Raw genomic sequence first — 17,255 nt, forward strand, 5'->3', positions numbered from 1 at the left:
AATCTACTCATACTCGTGCATCTTTAGCGGCAGTAGTTGCGGCAGCTTAAGCAACCTTGCATCTTTTTCTCTACAGGCAGCAAGAAAGGATGCTGCCATAAGTTCTGCTGCATAATGGACGGCATGGCATTTGCCGTCTACCAAAACATCAGCATGGAGTAAAGCCACCAGCTTTTCACGGTTCGATTTTGTCAACTCGCCACCCAAGCTCATATTAGCTGCGCATAGATCAACTACCGGACGGAGCGGCTCGATAAAGTCATCGGCAAGGTTGAACTGATTGAGTTCGCTGCGATGGTGAATGCCAAGAGATGTAATAAACCCATGACCGGTAAGTCCTCTGGCCACAGCGCCACGCATAATGGCATAACCATAGTTGAGGGCGTGATTGAGAGTGTCTTCTTCACTGCGATTGAATGCTAGTCCAAATGCAGCTTGAAAGTAGACTCTGGCAGCGGTAGACTCTGCATTGCCTGAATCTCCGCTCAATACATGAGAGACAAGAGTGCCGACACGTTTTGATGTGGTGTTTCCAAGAAGCTCAAGGCAGCGAGCCTGATTTGCTATCTTGCGCTTGATGATCGTTTGCCAGCAGCGCTTTTGGAAAGGTATACTTGCATCCAACTGCATTCGCTGGATGCCTGCAAGTCTGCTGTGCGATGCAAAAGGTGTGGCGATCAGGCTAGGTAAGTGACGTCTGTCACAGGCGAACAATGTGACACCATGTTGCGCAAGCCTGTCAAGAAGTGCCGATGAGAGAGTCACTTCAGGCGACTCCAGCACCAGGACACTGATGTCTTCCACAGGAAGATTCACAGCAGTCTGTTGCTGGATTACCAATTGATCATTTTGAACTCGTAGTTTTGCAGGATTTGATACTACTACCGTTCTCCAAGCCAACTCTTGCCTCTTTCCGGACCGGATAGTAGTCACCCAATATACCAACTGCGAACTTTTTCATGGTTGTTGCGGTCTTTGTGCTGGCACGCTGCTTTTCTGTTGTTTTATTAGGCAGAGAAAGCTGAATGCGAGCATTAGACCGATCAACTGTGTGATAATATCCTACAATATCGTCGACCTGAACCAGATCAAAAGGCCGTAGAGAAAACAAGAATTCGTAGGTATCATTAATCACCGGCCATTCATCATACGACTTATTTGCTGCAATTGCTTTATTGGGTAATTTCCTGAAGAGTCTGTCTGAAACATATACAGGAACCAAATAATACTCATACTTCCCTTTGCCATTAGGTTTCCTGAACACATCGGTCCTTATCATGTCTCCATTATCGGCAATTCCACCTTGGACATGAATGCCACTATTCTGGGTCTGACAGACTTTCACGCTTTTTACTATATGGCCTTGAGAGCCGTCATTTGTTGGCTTGTAAAGCGGTTCGGCAAATGCCTTTTTAGCATCATTATCAAATTGAACCATCCTCTCACGTATTGCTGAGTATAGCTTCTCATTCGTTTCTGGAGCATATAGATTATTTAGATCATCGGCCTTGAGTCCATTAAGCGGTTTGCGGATTGAACTCTTTCCATCAAGATGTGTTGTTCTTGATGATCGTATGGTATCTTCGTGAATTGCACCGCTTGCACTATGTTGCGGCATGCGCGACACCATTACATCCTGGACTTTTGATAATACCTCATCACGGAAGCCATTCCAAGGCTGCGGAAGCCTGGGCCGCTTGTTCTCGACCCACTCGATTACTTCGCCGGTCGTATCATCTTTATAAGATATTCGAGTTTCTCCCACTTTAGCATGTTCCGTTATCATTTTAACTTGATATTGTAGAAGAGATGCGATAACCGCTGCATCTACTGCATGATGCAGATCATCTTCTTCCCGGTCCTTTTTGATGCCCCACATTCCTCTTGCCTTGCTGACAATATGACCATTTACACAAATAACAGGATTTCTTTCTCCGGCATCTGCAAACAACAGGTTGTCTTGCACATGATTCATAAACGCTCGACAAATCCAACGAGTGTCATTAAGGTTCCGATCTCTCCACTCTTTTTCCAGTTTATCGTCGAAACTGGTGCGCAGCAGGTTATCTCTTTTTTTTCTGTCATGGTATATTGCTCTGACCCATCCATCGAATGCAGCCCACATTCTGGCATCATGTCCGAATGCCTCAAATGGTATTTTGTTGCCTTTCTTTTGATTCTCCGACCAAAGCACAAGCACTTTGTTAGATCGACTGTCATCAAAGCTCCTGCTGTAAGGGACAACATGATCTATCTCGACATAATGAGGTTCCCATAGGCGATTGATATCTATGCTTTGTTGGGAATAGGCGCATTTGCCCTGTTGCTCATTGTATAATCTGAGCTTAATCAGATCTGTTCCGTTTGGTTCACGCCCATTAAACAGATCGCGGAATCGCTGTCTTTCACGCTCGGCTTCCGCTTCATTCTCCTTTTGGTGTCTAGTAATTTCATCGCGATCCTTGCGGGATTTGCCCATGTCTCTGGCAAGTTCGATATGTATTCTATATGGAGACCCATAACGATCAATCACAGCATTTACGACTTTTCTCGCTTGTGTCAAACCGCGCAGAACCACTGGATTACGTATCGTGTCAGGATCGATCGAAGGTAGCTTTTTAAACTTAATCCCAGGATTCAGACTTGAGTGGTTGTACCCAGCCTTGGCACATGCATCACTATAGAAACAACCTTCCTCAAGATGTGGAAGTATCTTCCTAAGGGCAATAGTGCTCAGCTTTGCTGTTTTCGCTAGCCCCTGGCAAGTTAGTACGATTCTAGCAATCTCGTCATCGACACTGTTTTTAGAAAGATACTCTTGAATATCGTTGTCTGTCTTGAAAAACGTCAGTGCATATGTGAGTTGATCCATTAGGTCAGGATTTGACTCAATGCTTTTCCATAAACCATTCTTTCCGAATGCTTTGCGTAGAGTATGGAAGCCTTTCAATTCAACACAAGAGGACTTCTCGCATTCCTCTACACATTCTACAAGGGGTTCTCCTTTTGTTTTACGACGCATATAGGTAAGACCAGTGAATCTTGCGTCAGCAGGTAAATTAATAACTTTACGTAAATCAGCATAGGTGACCTTTACTTTAGAGTATGCAAGATTAACTACTTTGTCGCGTTGGTCGCGCTCAAGATAGCATTTGTTGCCATTGCAGAAGTAGTTCAGGCTATTTACTTTTCCTAGCAACATTGCCCTCTCGGCATAATATGAGTGCTGAGGTGCTCTTGGCTGATCCTTTTCCAGAGAGCAATATCCGATCTTCTTTAACAGATCGTCACCTTTGGCGAAGGGCATCTGCCAGAGAAAGACATCCGTAATTCTGGACTCAAAAGTTGCATCGCCAAATTTACTGCCAAATCCTCTTTGTGCATTGAAAAGCAGTTTTATCTCAGATTCTAGTGTAGGTCGATCTACCGCGTTCTCATAGAAATCTCTGGAATTGCGCTTTTGCCCTTTGAATCGTTCATCTAGGTAGAACATCTCGCCCGCAGTTCGATATCCATGTTCATTCATATATTGCAAGTTTGCAGATATACTTGCTTTCATTCTTCCATCAGTTTCTTCTGCAGCTTCGCTCTTGCGGTTGGACTTGAATCCGCGGCGTTTGATGATGTGAAACAATGCTCGTGCAAACTCTTCGCCAGTCAAAAGTCGATCTAACCCTTCAGCACGTATACACCAAGGGTCTGGCCGTGCGTCTGTAGTTATAAATGCAGTGTCGCGCTCTCGTTCGGCAATAAGACCATATTCCACAAAGAGGTCTTTCGCTCTATGCAGCCGTTCTGATCTTCGACGCAGCCTACGACGTACAGACCTTGCAAGCCTCCGTGGTTCGGCTAATGGTGCACCGTTTTTGGGGTTTTCTGCTTTGTTAAAGGCACGTACTCCAAGTCTTTCAACTCGCTTATCATCCAGATTTAGAATTGCCCATCCGACTGAGGCTATTCCAATATCCAACCCAAGCACATATCTCACGACGCAACACCTCCCTAAAAAGAGGACACCCCCGTCAGCGACAAGCACTGCGGGGGTGGAGCCTCACGGTTGAAACCTTATTATAGTAACCAACAGTTCTCCGGTATGCTATAAACTTTTAGTTACTGTGGGGATAAGTTCAACCAGCAGCATACTAGCACAACAATAGCTTGTTGTCAATGTGAATATAAGATATCAAAGTGTAGCCGTAATTGGTGGATTGCAACGATCCCACTGCTTGAATTATACCCCTGCACTTCTAACAAAGCTCCTCGTTCCTACAGAGCGAATGCACCCACTGAATAGCTTTATCTGGCCGCAGTCGTCAGTGCGATATGAGAGAAAAAGACCTCCGATACAGCGGTATAAATTACGCCGCCCTAAACCCATGCCCACGTTTCTTGTTGAGAGTAGCAACGAAGTGAAATGAGGTAGGGAATATACATATACCCCGGTCCCCCTTGGGACCGCCATGCTTCCAGCAACAAACGCTCGTGGATCGATCACCGATCCCACGAGCTTTTTTATCACCTAAAAATAATAGTGACGACCGGAGCCGTCATACCTGCCTGAGTTTCGGCAGCAGTTCTTGAAAGCGGCGTCCCGACCCGCATGGGCACAGGTCGTTGTTACCCAGCTTTTCCTCGAGTTCCTTATATCCGTGAACCACTCGCATGCCCTTGCCGACATTAGTCTCCGATGGATATCCCCGCCTGCGCTTGCTGATCGGTTTGAAAGTGCTGCTCTTCTATATCTTTTCTTGCCATTGTAGTGTCCTCCTTTGGCTGGTTATTGACCACTACCATATAGAGCACAGAGGATTGTGTGATAAAGGGGGTTACTTTGTAGCGATGTGCCATTTGTGGGTTGATTAGTTTCGGGATTTGGAAACCCCTTCTTAAGTGGTGGGGTGGCGATTCGGAAATCGCCACCCAGGAAACAGGAAAGACACACAAAAAGAACATAGCTTATATTTTATAGGTGTTCACGTAATGACACATATACCTTGCCTTCCTGTGCAGCCTTTGATACTTTAAGCTTCAAGGCATCACAAAAGTCAAAACGCCCTTCTAGTATATATATAAGGTCTTCACCTGACATGAAAACAATCTTCGCACCGCGACCTTCATATTCACTAATGACTTCAGGACTAAAACCCAGTACGGATATGAATAGCCCGCGAGTGCTTTCTAATTTGGTGTCTACTTTAGACTTGAATCCACCTATCTCTTGACTTGTTGGCAATTTAGAACGCCATCTTGCCTCAACAAGATAGTCAAATGCATCAAACTTGAAACTACCGTCTATTTGTTGGTTGCGTATCTTGTAGGACTTTCTATATTCTATCTCAAATAGAGCACATAATTCTTTGAATATAGTTTCTAATGAATAGCCTGCTTGTTGCCGTTTATCACTTTTCAGCCCTGCATTGAATTGTTGCCGCAGACTGTCTAGTTTATTAACTCTTTCTTGTATAACACTCATCTTGTCTACAGCACGCTTCACTCGTGTATTAGCTTGCTGCTTTTCTGCTTGGACATACAGATCGTGCGAAATAGCAAGTTCCTTAAGACACCTTAACGCATTAATTCCAGCGTCACGATCCGGAACATCATTATCGGGCAGTCCTCGGAGCTTACATAACTCAGTCAGTAGCCTACGTTGCACTAGACGTCCATCTTCTGAATTGCCCAAATCTGTAAGAATGCTACGAGCCCACCTAAACTTAGGCAAGTGACTATATTTGTCAACTAGCTCTCTGTCAACTCCAGCAGATCGAAAGAAGCTTGCAAATGGATCTCGATAATGAAAGCTTCTTCCAAAGCATTGAATCATTGCCTCAGTGATTTCATATGGTAACGGTTCCACCGGGTTCCTCCGTGGCAAATCACAGTCGTAACAAAATACATGTCTACGAATCGATTATATAGCTTATTAATAGACACATCAATTTATCTAAGGCAAGCTGAAGCATAAAGCCATTTCACCCATCACCTAATAACTACTCTTTGCCAGTATCTCCTTCACCCTCTTAAACCCATTAGCAAGCACCTCAATCATATCTTCGACCTCTGAAATCACTCGCGAGGGCGTCGAGACATTGATAGTGAGCTTATCCGTCTGGAAGTAATGAGTGCGGTGCTGGCGGTTAAGTTCAAGACAGACGCTCTGAGTCAGGCGCACGCCATGGCCGAAGTGGACAATCACCTGCTTTTTGAGTGTGGATATATTCGCAATCCCAAGCTCGTAACATCGCAGGCGGAGCCTCAATATAGCGAGCATATTCCATACGGGCCGCGGTGGGTCTCCAAAACGGTCTTCAAGCTCGTCCTGCACTGCCTGCACATCCGCAGTGCTCTTAACAGCCGCCATCTTCTTATAGAATAAGATCCGATGCGCCTCGGTGGGCATATATCCCTGCGGAATGAATGCATCCACCGGCAGGTCCACGGCCGGCAGTTCGATCTCGTTTACTTCCTCGCCCTTAAACTCCGCGACAGCCTTGGAAAGCAGTTGGCAATAGAGGTCGAAGCCCACCGCAGCCATCTGTCCGCTCTGCTCGGCTCCGAGAATATTGCCCGCGCCTCGTATTTCGAGGTCACGCAGAGCGATTCGATACCCACTGCCCAGACCGGTGAACTCCTTAATGGCAGCAAGTCTCTTTTCGGCGACCTCGCTTACGACTTTGTCTGGTCTGTAGAGCAAATATGCATACGCCTGCCTGTCCGAGCGCCCGACACGGCCTCTGAGCTGATAGAGCTGAGCCAGACCGAGCTTGTCGGCATCGTTTAGTACGATCGTATTCGCATTGGGAATGTCCAGGCCGCTCTCGATGATGACCGTGCACACCAGAATATCGAACTTGTGCTCGTAAAAGTCCATCATCACCCGTTCGAGTTCACTCTCAGGCATCTGACCGTGCGCCACATCCACCCTGGCATACGGGACCAGCTTCTGGACCTGCTCAGCCACATGGCCAATATTTTCGACACGGTTATGCACAAAAAACACCTGCCCGCCGCGGTCGAGTTCACGCACTATGGCGTCGCGCACTATATCGGACTGAGCCTCACGAACCATAGTTTTGATCGGCTGGCGACCCTCCGGCGGGTCATTAATGATGCTCATATCCCGGATGCCCGAGAGCGACATATGCAGAGTGCGCGGGATAGGGGTCGCGGTCATGGTGAGCACATCGACAGTCTTCCTGAGCTGTTTGAGCTTTTCTTTGTGGCGCACGCCGAACCGCTGCTCTTCGTCTATGATGAGCAGTCCCAGTTCCTTGAACTCCACATCTTTAGACAGGAGCCTGTGTGTGCCTATGGCGATATCGACAGTGCCGAACTTGAGCCCCTCCACTGTTTCCTTCTGTTCTTTCTTGCTGCGAAAACGCGAGAGCAGGCCTATTGAGATTGGGAATGCGGCAAGTCGTTCGCTGAATGTGTTGAAGTGCTGCTGCGCCAGGACCGTAGTCGGGCAGAGCACAGCCACCTGTTTGCCTTCACTCACCACTTTGAACGCAGCGCGGATAGCGACCTCCGTCTTGCCGTAACCGACATCCCCGCAGATCAGGCGATCCATGGCCTTAGGCTCCTCAAGATCATGCTTTACGTCATGGATCGCCGCAAGCTGGTCTGGAGTCTCACGATATGGAAACGCTGACTCCATCTCCTCCTGCCAGACAGAATCGGGGCTGTAGCTGTGTCCACCGAGGGCCTGCCGCCATGCGTATAGCTCCACAAGCTCCTTGGCCATCTCCTGAACGGCCTTTTTGACTTTGCTGGTCGTGCGCTGCCACTCGCTGCCGCCGAGTCTATGGACAGCAGGCGGACTGCTCTCGCCGCCGATGTATTTCTGCACACGGTCGATCTGCTCCGCAGGAACATAGAGCTTGTCGTCATGAGCATATTCCAGCAGCAGATATTCGCGCTCCACGCCGTTGGTAGTGAGTTTGTGAATACCCCGATAGTATCCGATGCCATGGTTTATATGGACCACATAGTCGCCCTCTTTCAGGTCGAGGACGCTCGAAATCGGGATGCCTTCATGAGAGGCTTTTCGCGGTCGATGAAGTCTTTGCGCGCCGAATACGTCCGAGTCTGCCACCACCATCAGCCCTGCATCGTTTAGCTTAAAGCCTGAGCGAAGCGGTGCTTGAGCAACGTAAACGCCGGTGGAGAGTGGAGAGTGGAGAGTGGAGAATGGACAATCCTCTCTGTCACCCTCAGCAGCGGTTTCTGAATCGCCGCCGTCAATGTCTTCAAGCCGTGCAGCCAATATGTTGAACTCGGTAAGTATTTCGAGCATGCGTTTGGCCTGACTGCTGGCAAGAACTATAGTAAGGTCGTTCGACTGCCATGTCCTGATCTGGTCAGCCACAGCCTCCAGATGACCGCCGTAACTGTCCATGGGCGCGGAGTCCATCTGAACGATCACATCAGACTTTGCCCAACTGACCGGCCTCGGCAGCAGCGTGAGCACTACGGCCTGACGAGTTGCAAGGGAACGCTTTACAGTAGACTCAAGCGGCACGTGCTGTCTGCGCTGTGACGCAAGCAGCAACCCCCTGCCGGCCCTGTTTATCAGGGTCTCGACCATCTGTTCTTCATGCTGTTCCCAATGGCTCTTGATCTGCATAGGCTCGTCGAGCACGATCAAGGCATCCGCGGGCAGGTAATCGAATATGGAGACCTCATCCGACAACAGATACGGCAGGTAATACTCAAGCTCGTCGAAGTAATCCAGGTTCTCGATCCGACGGATATCGTCATTGACCTTCTCAGAGAGCCGTTTTGCAGACTCTTGCTCACCCGAATCGGAAAGGCTCTTTAGCTGAGCATCGAGTTCTTTCCGGATACGCACTATCGCGCTCTTTGCCCGGTCAGGATTGAGAAGCACTTCGCGTGACGGCAATATCAGTGCAGAGTCTATCTTGGACGTAGAGCGCTGGCTGGCACTGTCGAAGTGGCGTATGCTTTCGACCTCATCTCCCCACAGCTCAATACGTATGGGACTGTCGTGATTGGACGCATATACGTCTATTATACCGCCGCGCTTACTGAACTCGCCGTGACGGTCCACCACATCGGTATGTTCATAGCCCATGCTCACCAGCAGCGCGGCGAACTTGTCCATGTCCATCTCATCGCCGACCTTACCGGAAGCGTATGAGCAGATCAATTCATCGCCGGTCATGGTCCGCCGGAGAGCAGCATTTATCGGCGCCACTATCACCGATTTTTCACCCAACGCCAGCGATTGCAGAGCCGCAAGGCGCTCACCTATCACGCTGTAGTTGGGCGGACCCTCCTCATATATCAGCGAGTCGCTGGGAGGATAGAACATCACCTGCTCGGCAGGGATGCCGTATAGAGGCAGGTCTTCGGCTATGCGTTCGGCCTGTTCATATGTGTATGTGAGCACGAGTGTCGTGCGCTTAGCCTGGTCGTATAGCCCTGCAAGCAGCCAACCCTTCGCAGATGCGGCAAGCCCTTCCACCTGGACCAGCCTCATGCCCTTGGCTATTGAATCGGCCACGTCTCGCGACTTGGAAAATCGCTGATTTATTTGAAGCAGATTTTGCAAACTCATTATGATACTAAGTAGGTTCCTATCTCACTGTTCGTATTCGTAATTCACACATATATAATTATACTTCAATGCACGTTTTGGCGCAGGTCCAATCTGCATATCAATGCTGCTTATCTATGCCAGTCGTTGCCGAGTTGCCTGCGCATTGACTCGTCGAATTCTTCCTGCTCCCATCGCTTTGCTGCTTCAATCTTCTGTTTGCGTCTGACAAAAAAGGCGATTATGGCGAGAATAGCCATAACAATGGGCACAGTGCCAATCGCTATGCGCGTCAACTTAAGAGCATAGTATCGTTTATTGACGTGTTCCTCCCAGCTATCGGCAAAATCACCAGATCTCTGACCTGCGGCTTTGAGCATGGCCTTATCGAACGAAGTGCCGTGTGCAAGCTCGGCAAGCATCTTTTTAGGTGCGGATTTGCCATGTTCTTTGACCAAATAGCGTATTGCCGACGCGGATTCCGCATAAGCGAGGTTTGATTTGTCCTTTGGAAAATGGTCGACAAAGTGGGATAGCGGGACCAGGCTGCCGTCTGCCGCCGCGTTAGCCACGATGGCGTTGTCCGCATCGGGAAACTCTTCAGACTCATACTGTGCCAAACCCTCGTTTGCCCACAGCGGAAGCGCAGTAATGTTTTTGCCGAGCAGCCTGAATATTATCGCATGAGTGATCTCATGGTTTATCGTTTCAGTGGGAGATGCAAAGACTCCGCTGGCATCGACAGAAATAATATCCCGGCTGCTTGCGGTGCCTACTGTAAACGCCCTATCCTTCAAGCCACCGGCTTTTATGAACGATTGATGCGTGGGATATATATTCAGAACCAATGGCCTGTGTTTCTCAGGCTTGTAACCTAAGTCACGGCTGATGCGCGTAAGCGCTATCTGCGCAGTCTCTGACATAAGCTGCGGCAAGTAAGGGTCGGTAGGATCGTAATGAACGACGAAATAATCCGTCCTCAAAGTTTTTGTGAGAACGTTTCCGGCGTCACGCGTGGAGGCACACGCATACATCGGAGCGAATAATGATATGAACAGCGCCGCTAAGTAAATTATGCCCATAAACTTGTATTAGAGATTGTACTTTAACATATACGGGTTTTATGCTGAGAAGTGCAATTTACTTAGCGTAAATTGCTTAGAGCCGCGCACGACTTTACATTACAGTCCACTATAATAACCGGCAGCAAGATATCTATTTGTCACTTACCCAAAAATCATTGGAAGGTTTGAGCCCTTCATATGCTGCAGACTGTCTTGGAGCGGCCATCCAGTCGGCGACAGTGTCTCTCCAGTGCAAATAATGCGATGTGCCCTTGTGCGCGGCTGCGTCTTCTGCCGACTCATATGCCTCATACAGCACGAAATATGACGGGTTCACATTTGAATGAAGCACATCAAATCTGATGTTGCCCGGCTCGTTCTGACTCTGAATTGCATTTTCGAGCGTTGCTTCCTTGAAGTCTTCAACATGCTCCGGCTTGACCTGAACGTAGACCAAAGTCACATACATGGTTGACCCCCAAGCTAATTTAGTATTGGAGTATTTTATATTGATTATTGGCTTTGGGAGGCGCTGAGCGTCATCACACCTCTATATCTGCGACAGACTCTACAACTTTCATCGGCCTGTAAGGAAATTTGGTAATCATCTCACCGCTCGTGACGCCGGTGAGCACCATTATCGTATCCATGCCGCTCTCCATGCCTGCGACTATATCGGTGTCCATTCTGTCGCCAACCATCACCGTTTCTTCGGAGTGCGCCCCCAAGAATCTGAGCGCACTTCTCATCATCAATGGGTTTGGCTTACCTATGAAATATGGCGCAATACCCGTAGCCTTCTGTATAAGAGCCGCCATTGCGCCGCACGCCGGTTCGATTCCCTTCTCGCTCGGACCGGATGGATCAGGGTTTGTGGCAATGAACCTAGCCCCTGCTGCCACAAGCCTTACGGCCTTGGAAATACGCTCAAAGTTGTAGTTGGTGGTCTCACCGAGGACCACATAATCCGGGTCACGCTCGGTCTGCAGATAGCCTATATCATGCAAAGCCGAAGTCAGCCCGGCTTCACCAATAACATATGCTGATCCGTTCGGCATCTGGGCACGCAGGAACTGCGCGGTGGCCATGGCCGCGGTAAACAGACGGTCGTGTGGAACATCAAGCCCAACAAGCGATAATCTGTGCTGCAAATCACGAGGTGTATACATAGGATTGTTTGTAAGCACAGCAAAACGGATATCATGATCAAGCAGTCGCTCAATGAATTGCTGCGCGCCGGGGATTGCAGCACTTCCCCGCACCAAAACACCGTCCATGTCAAGTAAATAGCTTTTTTTAACCATATCTAGTATTATTAAACACAGGTATAGCAAAAACCTTCGGTGTGCTAAAAAGAAGCTCATCGTTTTGACTGCAGCCCTGTATTTGTTGAGTGAATCTGCCAAATTAAATATCAGTCCGATATTAATAATTTTTTCAGGAACCTATGCTATTGTCGGCAGAGGTATTATAATCGTGAGAACCTCAGCATCGTCTGAATATTAGTCAGGAGGATACAATGAGCTTAAAGGCAATTACTGGAAATTTTGCCTCCAGGTTATCGTTAACGCTTGTGATTGTTATGATCTCGTCAATCACAGCTCCAATATATGCAGCCGAAGGAGCAAAATCTACCCAATCGGTGGCAATATCAAGTTTTACCGATACTGCGGGAAACCTCTATATAAATGCTGGAAAAGGTGAGGGCATACAAGTCGGCTCCAAAGGCTGCATAGTCCATAACGGTACGAAAGTCGCCGATTATGAGGTCGTGCAGGTCAACTGGGGCATTTCCAGAATAGTAATCGCCAACCGTGCTGAAGGATCGGTAATTCAGGCAGGTGATGAGGCTCCTCTTACCAGCATGCCTCAGATCAAAAAGAAATCGTCGAAGCTGAAGTGGCTATGGTGGGTACTGGGCATCGGTCTGGCGACATACCTGCTGACCAGAAGCCACGGTGGTTCGGACAACTCCGGCATCACGCTTGAAGCCGAAAAAACTACAAGTTACAGCGATACAAGCGGTGACAGCAGCGTAGTAACAATCACCGCAACCATAAGGGATTCCGGTGGCAATCTTGTTGCCGACGGCACTACCGTAACCTTCTCTACAACCGCTGGCACACTCAATCATACGACAACAACTACAACTGGAGGAGTGGCTACGGCTACCGTGACCGCCAAGACAACTGAAGAAAATGCAGTTGTGAAGGTGAAATGCAATGGTTCGACAAAAACCATCACAGTCTCATTTGGCGTCAGCATAGATTTGGAAGTGAGCCCGTCCACAATTCAGGTAACCAATGGCGGCGGTTCGACGACATCATCGACAATCACAGCGACATGCACCGACGCGGAGGGCAGTGCGGCGACCAGTGGAACCGTAAAATTCACTGCCAGTGTAGGAACGCTCAGTGATGACAGCGTATCAATATCCAATGGGGTGGCAACCACGACCCTTACAAGCACAAAGACAGGCAATTCCACGATTACAGCAACATGGTCGGGCACTTCTGCAACCGAGACAGTCAAAGTTACGGCAGGGCCGCCATATTCCATCAGCCTCAAAAGTGGCAGCAGCAGCCTTTCATGCGATGGTAACTCGTCTACTACAATAACGGCCACGGTGAAAGATTCCGGCGGCAATACGGTCACAGACGGCACAGTAGTGACGTTCAGCGTGATAGCCGACACCAACGGCGGTGGGAATGGCTCTATAACAGCGCAATCTCAGACCACAAGCGGTGCGGCAACAGCATCGCTCGTCACCAGAGACTCCAGCGGTAACGCGAGCAAATCAGGGACTGCTACAGTTAAAGCTATGGTCACCGCCTCCAGCCAGACAGAAGATGTTCCCGATCCGGTATCGGACATCAGTGCGACCACTACTGTTAATTTCGTCCCCAGCGAGGTCGGCAGTGTGAGCGTCAGTGCAAGCAAGACAAATGTCAGAGGGCTGGACATTTCGGGTAATACGACGACCCTTACGGCAATCGTTTCGGATACCGACGGAAACGCTGTGCCGGACGGCAAATATGTCACATTTACTTCAACTCACGGCGTCATTTCCAATGCCACAACAACTACCAATGGCATCGCTACTGCAACATTGACCACGGATGCATATGGCGGAGACGGCAATGTCTATGTTACGGCCACGGCAGGTGGTGTCACGAGCGGCCAGATTACCGTTATCTTCTCGGGAGGACCTTACGCGGCAAATTGTTCTGCTGAAATATCTCCCACGACGCTGGCAAGCTCCGGAGGCCAGGCTGTCATTACAGTCACGGCAAAAGACATAAATGGAAACTCGATGGTCGACGGCACGGAGATCACAGCCGCCACCAGTAAAGGGACACTGTTGTCTTCGACTGCCCAGACAAGTGATGGAACGGCTACATTTACTCTCTCGACCAGCGTGGATTCAGTTTCACCGACCGAGACAGGTGCCGGAACGGTTACCATAACGATTCCATCTGGTGGAGCAGGCTCGAAGGTTACGCTTACGGTCGGCTTTACTGTTGTCACACCATAGCAAAAATATTACCGAGGTCCTATCTAGGACCTCGGTACCTTTGAGAGTAACAATTGTCATCCTACAGGACAGCAATATTACTACTGATAGGACTGGCTTTGTCGACTCAACTGCAAGCCGGAGCGGCTGTTTTCGTCTCTGTTGAAGCCAACCCATCATGTATTCCGGCTGATGGGAAAAGCACCTCTCAGGTGCTGGTCACGCTCGTCGATTCGACCGGAGCGCCGGTTGCCGACGGCACCGAAGTCCGCCTGACAACCTCTGCAGGAGATATCACCGCAGCAGTCTATACATCCGGAGGCCGAGCCATCGGTATTTTGACCTCTGCGGCATGTCCTCAGGTTGCAATCATAAACGCCATCGCAAATGGCGGGTCAGCATCGACACAAGTGGAATTCTCGTCTTCGGCAAATTATGAGCAAGTCACGGCAGGCGCCAGAGCAATACGCATGGAGGGCGGCTCACTGGCATATTGTGTGGACAAAGATACCATTCTCGCAAGCAGCGGTGTCAGCATAGAGTACAAGGGACTGACGATTAAGGCCGACGCCGCACAGATGCTGCGAAACTCTGGTCGTATCCTGGCTCAAGGCAGCGTGACCGTCAGTAAAGATGACAGGAACCTCAGCGCCGATGCGATTATATGCAACACTCAAAACGACACTATCCGTCTGATCGGTGCAAATGAAGAGGACAAAAGCACGACATACGATGCGGCGCTTGAACCGATAGACTCAAAAGACTCTGACGATGGCACGGGTTTTGTGCCTATGGCGGATGTGGACGGCAGGACATGGATCGTATCCTCAAGGCTCGTCCTAATTCCAGGCGATAAGATACTCTTTTTCAAAGCCTCGATATATGTGGGCCAGACTGAAGTCATCAGGATGCCTTATTACTCCTACAGTTACGAAAAACGTGAGTCGATCCTGCAGCAGGTCCGCTACACATCCGACAATGGAATGCTCGTGGATCTTCCATTATATTATCAGATGTCGGATTCAGCCACCGGAGCGCTCAAACTCCGCTACGCGGCGGACGGCAGCGAGACCGGCGGCTATACCAGACCCAGAAAGGGCTTGAGCCTGGGTCTGGATCAGGATTATTCGATGGGTGATGGCGGGCAGGGCAGAGTCTTCATCGACTCGATTGGCGCCACTACTCAAGCGCTTGAACTCTCACACCACCTGGAGTTCGGCTCAATGCTCTCCGGCGGCAGGATAGACATATCTTCGCGCTATCAGCCCTCCTCGACATATGCAAAGAACCTGTATTACACCACTTTGAATGTGACCGGCAGCCTCAGAAAATACAATTACCAACTGTCCGGCTACTTCGGGGGCAGCAGCGTCCAGCAGTATGTAGATGAGAACCTCGAGTATGTGAACCAGTCGAACTGCACTCTTAAGGCCACATTCAGACCGGGCACCCCGACAAAAGTATTCGGCTTCCTGTCACCGAGCTATACAATGGGTTACGGCTCTCTGTGGACTTCGTCCGACGAGTCCACATCATCGTGTCTGTATCAGTCACTGGGTCTGGGCTACAATCGCGCTGAGTCCGGCAAGGGCAGATTCAGGACAGGTTTTGAAGCGACAGGCGCAATAATCACGACAGCCGAAGCAGATATGGGCGCAAGCCTGCGAGCCGGTCCGACCCTGCGCCGTCTCTGGAATGGCGGCAATGCATCCATTGGCTACAGCCTGAATGTCACGAGCGGTCCCGCCGAGAGTATATCATCTCAGGGAGTTCATCTGCTCAGATGCGGGCTGGCTCTGAGCGGCAACAAATGGAATTGTAACTCATCGGCAAGCTATGGGTTGGACTCGGGACGCTTGAGCCTCATTTCAAGTCTCAACGTGCGTCCGACGAAGAAATGGCGGGCAAGGTGCAGCTATAACCTATACAGCTATGCCTACAGTCTCAACGATTCCAGCTATCATTACTCCAATTCGTATCTGAAAGTAGGTTTGTATCATCCGCTGGGACCGTATGAGATAGGGCTTGCTTGGTCACCCGACGGCCAGAACTACGGCATAGACAAAGACAAAAAGCTCTGGCTCGAGCTGGGCGGCGCATCAAATTGAGCAGATGAACATATACGCAAAAAGAGCGCACGTACCACATGTCGTGCACTCTTCGTGTAATTATTATATGTTCGATTACTTTTTTGCTTCTTCCAGTGTATCGATCAGTTCGCCCAGACTATCCAGTTTCTCGAGTTCAAAATGAGCATCAATACACTCATGAATATCAATTCTACCCATCTTCTCAAATCTGGGCTTTTCATCCGGTTTGAGTTCGCTTGGAATGTCATGCAGGATTCCATCTTCCCAATCTTCCTGCTTTACAAATTGTTCACCAAGCTTCTTGCAGCGCGGGCAGCGGAATTTTACATAAACAAAACTGGGACCTATTAAGCGGAGATAATAGCCGGTCTGCATTACATCCTTTGCAAGCACACGCTGTCCGCAGTTGCATTTGATCGCGGTTTTCATTATCTGAGCACACCTCCATGTTCCGTTCATATTCCGAAGTTCGCTTCACAAAGAACAGGAGAAATATTACGGCAATGAATTACATTTTCATTATATCACGCTAATCCGCCATTGCCAACGGATAATAAAAAAAAGAGGTCTGAAAGTTTGTTGTGTCCGAAAGCTCAGGAATCCCGGATACTGGAGCTTTCGGCTGCCAGACTCGCATGAGCTTTTTGCGCATAGCGGTCAGTCATTCCGGAGATAAAATCGCAGACTCTGCGCGCAAGCTGAACCGTATCTTTGCATTCATCAGAATGCTCGGTTCCGTTTGCATGCAACTGGTCAGGGTGGGCCATATAGAACCTGAAAAGTTCCTTTAGCATCTGACCGGCGTATTCCAGTTCGGCTATACCCCTCACATCCCGGCCATATACATGCATGAAAAGATAGTCCTTGAGGCGGTTGGTGGCTTTTCTAAAGGGCTCGCTCATTCCGATAGCTTGGTGTTCGGACGAGTGCTGGACTATGTCCTCTACCATTGATCCGATACGGCTGGAGTGGCTCTTGCCCAGGATATCGACAAGATCGGAAGAGCACACGTCTGAACTCCAGTCACA

General features: G+C 49.2%; 12 protein-coding genes. 2 read left to right on the top strand and 10 right to left on the bottom strand.

The window, feature by feature from the left end; all coding sequences use genetic code 11:
- Positions 1 to 3 precede the first annotated feature (3 nt).
- The 8 genes from cas1 to LLG46_02485 all read right to left on the bottom strand — a co-directional run bounded on the left by cas1 (position 4) and on the right by LLG46_02485 (position 11,927).
- Positions 4 to 900 (bottom strand): type II CRISPR-associated endonuclease Cas1, encoded by an 897-nt coding sequence (gene cas1, locus LLG46_02450; GenBank protein MCE5322157.1) that lies wholly within the window; start codon positions 898 to 900, stop codon positions 4 to 6.
- Complete coding sequence (gene cas9, locus LLG46_02455; protein ID MCE5322158.1) at positions 845 to 3,988, bottom strand: type II CRISPR RNA-guided endonuclease Cas9; 3,144 nt, start codon at positions 3,986 to 3,988, stop codon at positions 845 to 847. Before cas9 ends, cas1 begins: the two co-directional genes overlap by 56 nt.
- Before the next feature lie 559 nt (positions 3,989 to 4,547).
- Positions 4,548 to 4,664, bottom strand: a complete 117-nt coding sequence (locus LLG46_02460) for an SEC-C domain-containing protein (GenBank protein ID MCE5322159.1) — start codon at positions 4,662 to 4,664, stop codon at positions 4,548 to 4,550.
- Positions 4,665 to 4,963: 299 nt separating this feature from the next.
- The gene (locus LLG46_02465; protein ID MCE5322160.1) at positions 4,964 to 5,857 is read right to left on the bottom strand and encodes a restriction endonuclease; all 894 of its coding nucleotides are present in this window, start codon (positions 5,855 to 5,857) and stop codon (positions 4,964 to 4,966) included.
- A gap of 126 nt (positions 5,858 to 5,983) precedes the next feature.
- Positions 5,984 to 9,526 carry a transcription-repair coupling factor gene (mfd, locus tag LLG46_02470; protein ID MCE5322161.1) on the bottom strand — a complete coding sequence of 1,181 codons (3,543 nt, stop codon included), beginning with the start codon at positions 9,524 to 9,526 and terminating at the stop codon, positions 5,984 to 5,986.
- Between the two features lie 164 nt (positions 9,527 to 9,690).
- Positions 9,691 to 10,482, bottom strand: coding sequence for a hypothetical protein (locus LLG46_02475; GenBank protein ID MCE5322162.1), 792 nt, complete (start codon positions 10,480 to 10,482; stop codon positions 9,691 to 9,693).
- 292 nt (positions 10,483 to 10,774) lie between these two features.
- On the bottom strand, positions 10,775 to 11,092 hold the full coding sequence (locus LLG46_02480) for an antibiotic biosynthesis monooxygenase (protein ID MCE5322163.1): 318 nt from the start codon (positions 11,090 to 11,092) through the stop codon (positions 10,775 to 10,777).
- Between the two features lie 73 nt (positions 11,093 to 11,165).
- Positions 11,166 to 11,927 (bottom strand): HAD-IIA family hydrolase, encoded by a 762-nt coding sequence (locus LLG46_02485; protein MCE5322164.1) that lies wholly within the window; start codon positions 11,925 to 11,927, stop codon positions 11,166 to 11,168.
- 215 nt (positions 11,928 to 12,142) lie between these two features.
- On the opposite strand from LLG46_02485, the gene LLG46_02490 reads away from it, so the two are divergent.
- Entirely contained in the window at positions 12,143 to 14,158 is a 2,016-nt protein-coding gene (locus LLG46_02490) for a hypothetical protein (protein MCE5322165.1), read from the top strand.
- Positions 14,159 to 14,211: 53 nt separating this feature from the next.
- A complete protein-coding gene (locus tag LLG46_02495; protein MCE5322166.1) occupies positions 14,212 to 16,245 on the top strand; it encodes a hypothetical protein in 2,034 nt (677 codons plus the stop codon).
- Positions 16,246 to 16,320: 75 nt separating this feature from the next.
- Here the strand turns inward: LLG46_02495 and LLG46_02500 are convergent, their stop codons facing one another.
- Together LLG46_02500 and LLG46_02505 are read right to left on the bottom strand one after the other, a co-directional pair.
- Complete coding sequence (locus LLG46_02500; GenBank protein MCE5322167.1) at positions 16,321 to 16,656, bottom strand: hypothetical protein; 336 nt, start codon at positions 16,654 to 16,656, stop codon at positions 16,321 to 16,323.
- A 164-nt stretch (positions 16,657 to 16,820) separates the two neighbouring features.
- A partial coding sequence (locus LLG46_02505; protein MCE5322168.1) for a hypothetical protein occupies positions 16,821 to 17,255 on the bottom strand: 435 nt, incomplete at its 5' end.

It is taken from the genome of bacterium (genome assembly GCA_021371935.1).
In the GTDB taxonomy this organism is placed as follows: Bacteria; Armatimonadota; UBA5829; order UBA5829; family UBA5829; genus UBA5829.

Excerpts from the sequence above, each read along its gene's own strand:
- LLG46_02475 (MCE5322162.1), bottom strand. The coding sequence starts at position 10,482 with ATGTCAGAGACTGCGCAGATAGCGCTTACGCGCATCAGCCGTGACTTA.
- LLG46_02480 (MCE5322163.1), bottom strand. The coding sequence starts at position 11,092 with ATGTATGTGACTTTGGTCTACGTTCAGGTCAAGCCGGAGCATGTTGAA.
- LLG46_02485 (MCE5322164.1), bottom strand. The coding sequence starts at position 11,927 with ATGGTTAAAAAAAGCTATTTACTTGACATGGACGGTGTTTTGGTGCGG.
- LLG46_02490 (MCE5322165.1), top strand. The coding sequence starts at position 12,143 with ATGAGCTTAAAGGCAATTACTGGAAATTTTGCCTCCAGGTTATCGTTA.
- LLG46_02460 (MCE5322159.1), bottom strand. The coding sequence starts at position 4,664 with ATGCGAGTGGTTCACGGATATAAGGAACTCGAGGAAAAGCTGGGTAAC.
- LLG46_02500 (MCE5322167.1), bottom strand. The coding sequence starts at position 16,656 with ATGAAAACCGCGATCAAATGCAACTGCGGACAGCGTGTGCTTGCAAAG.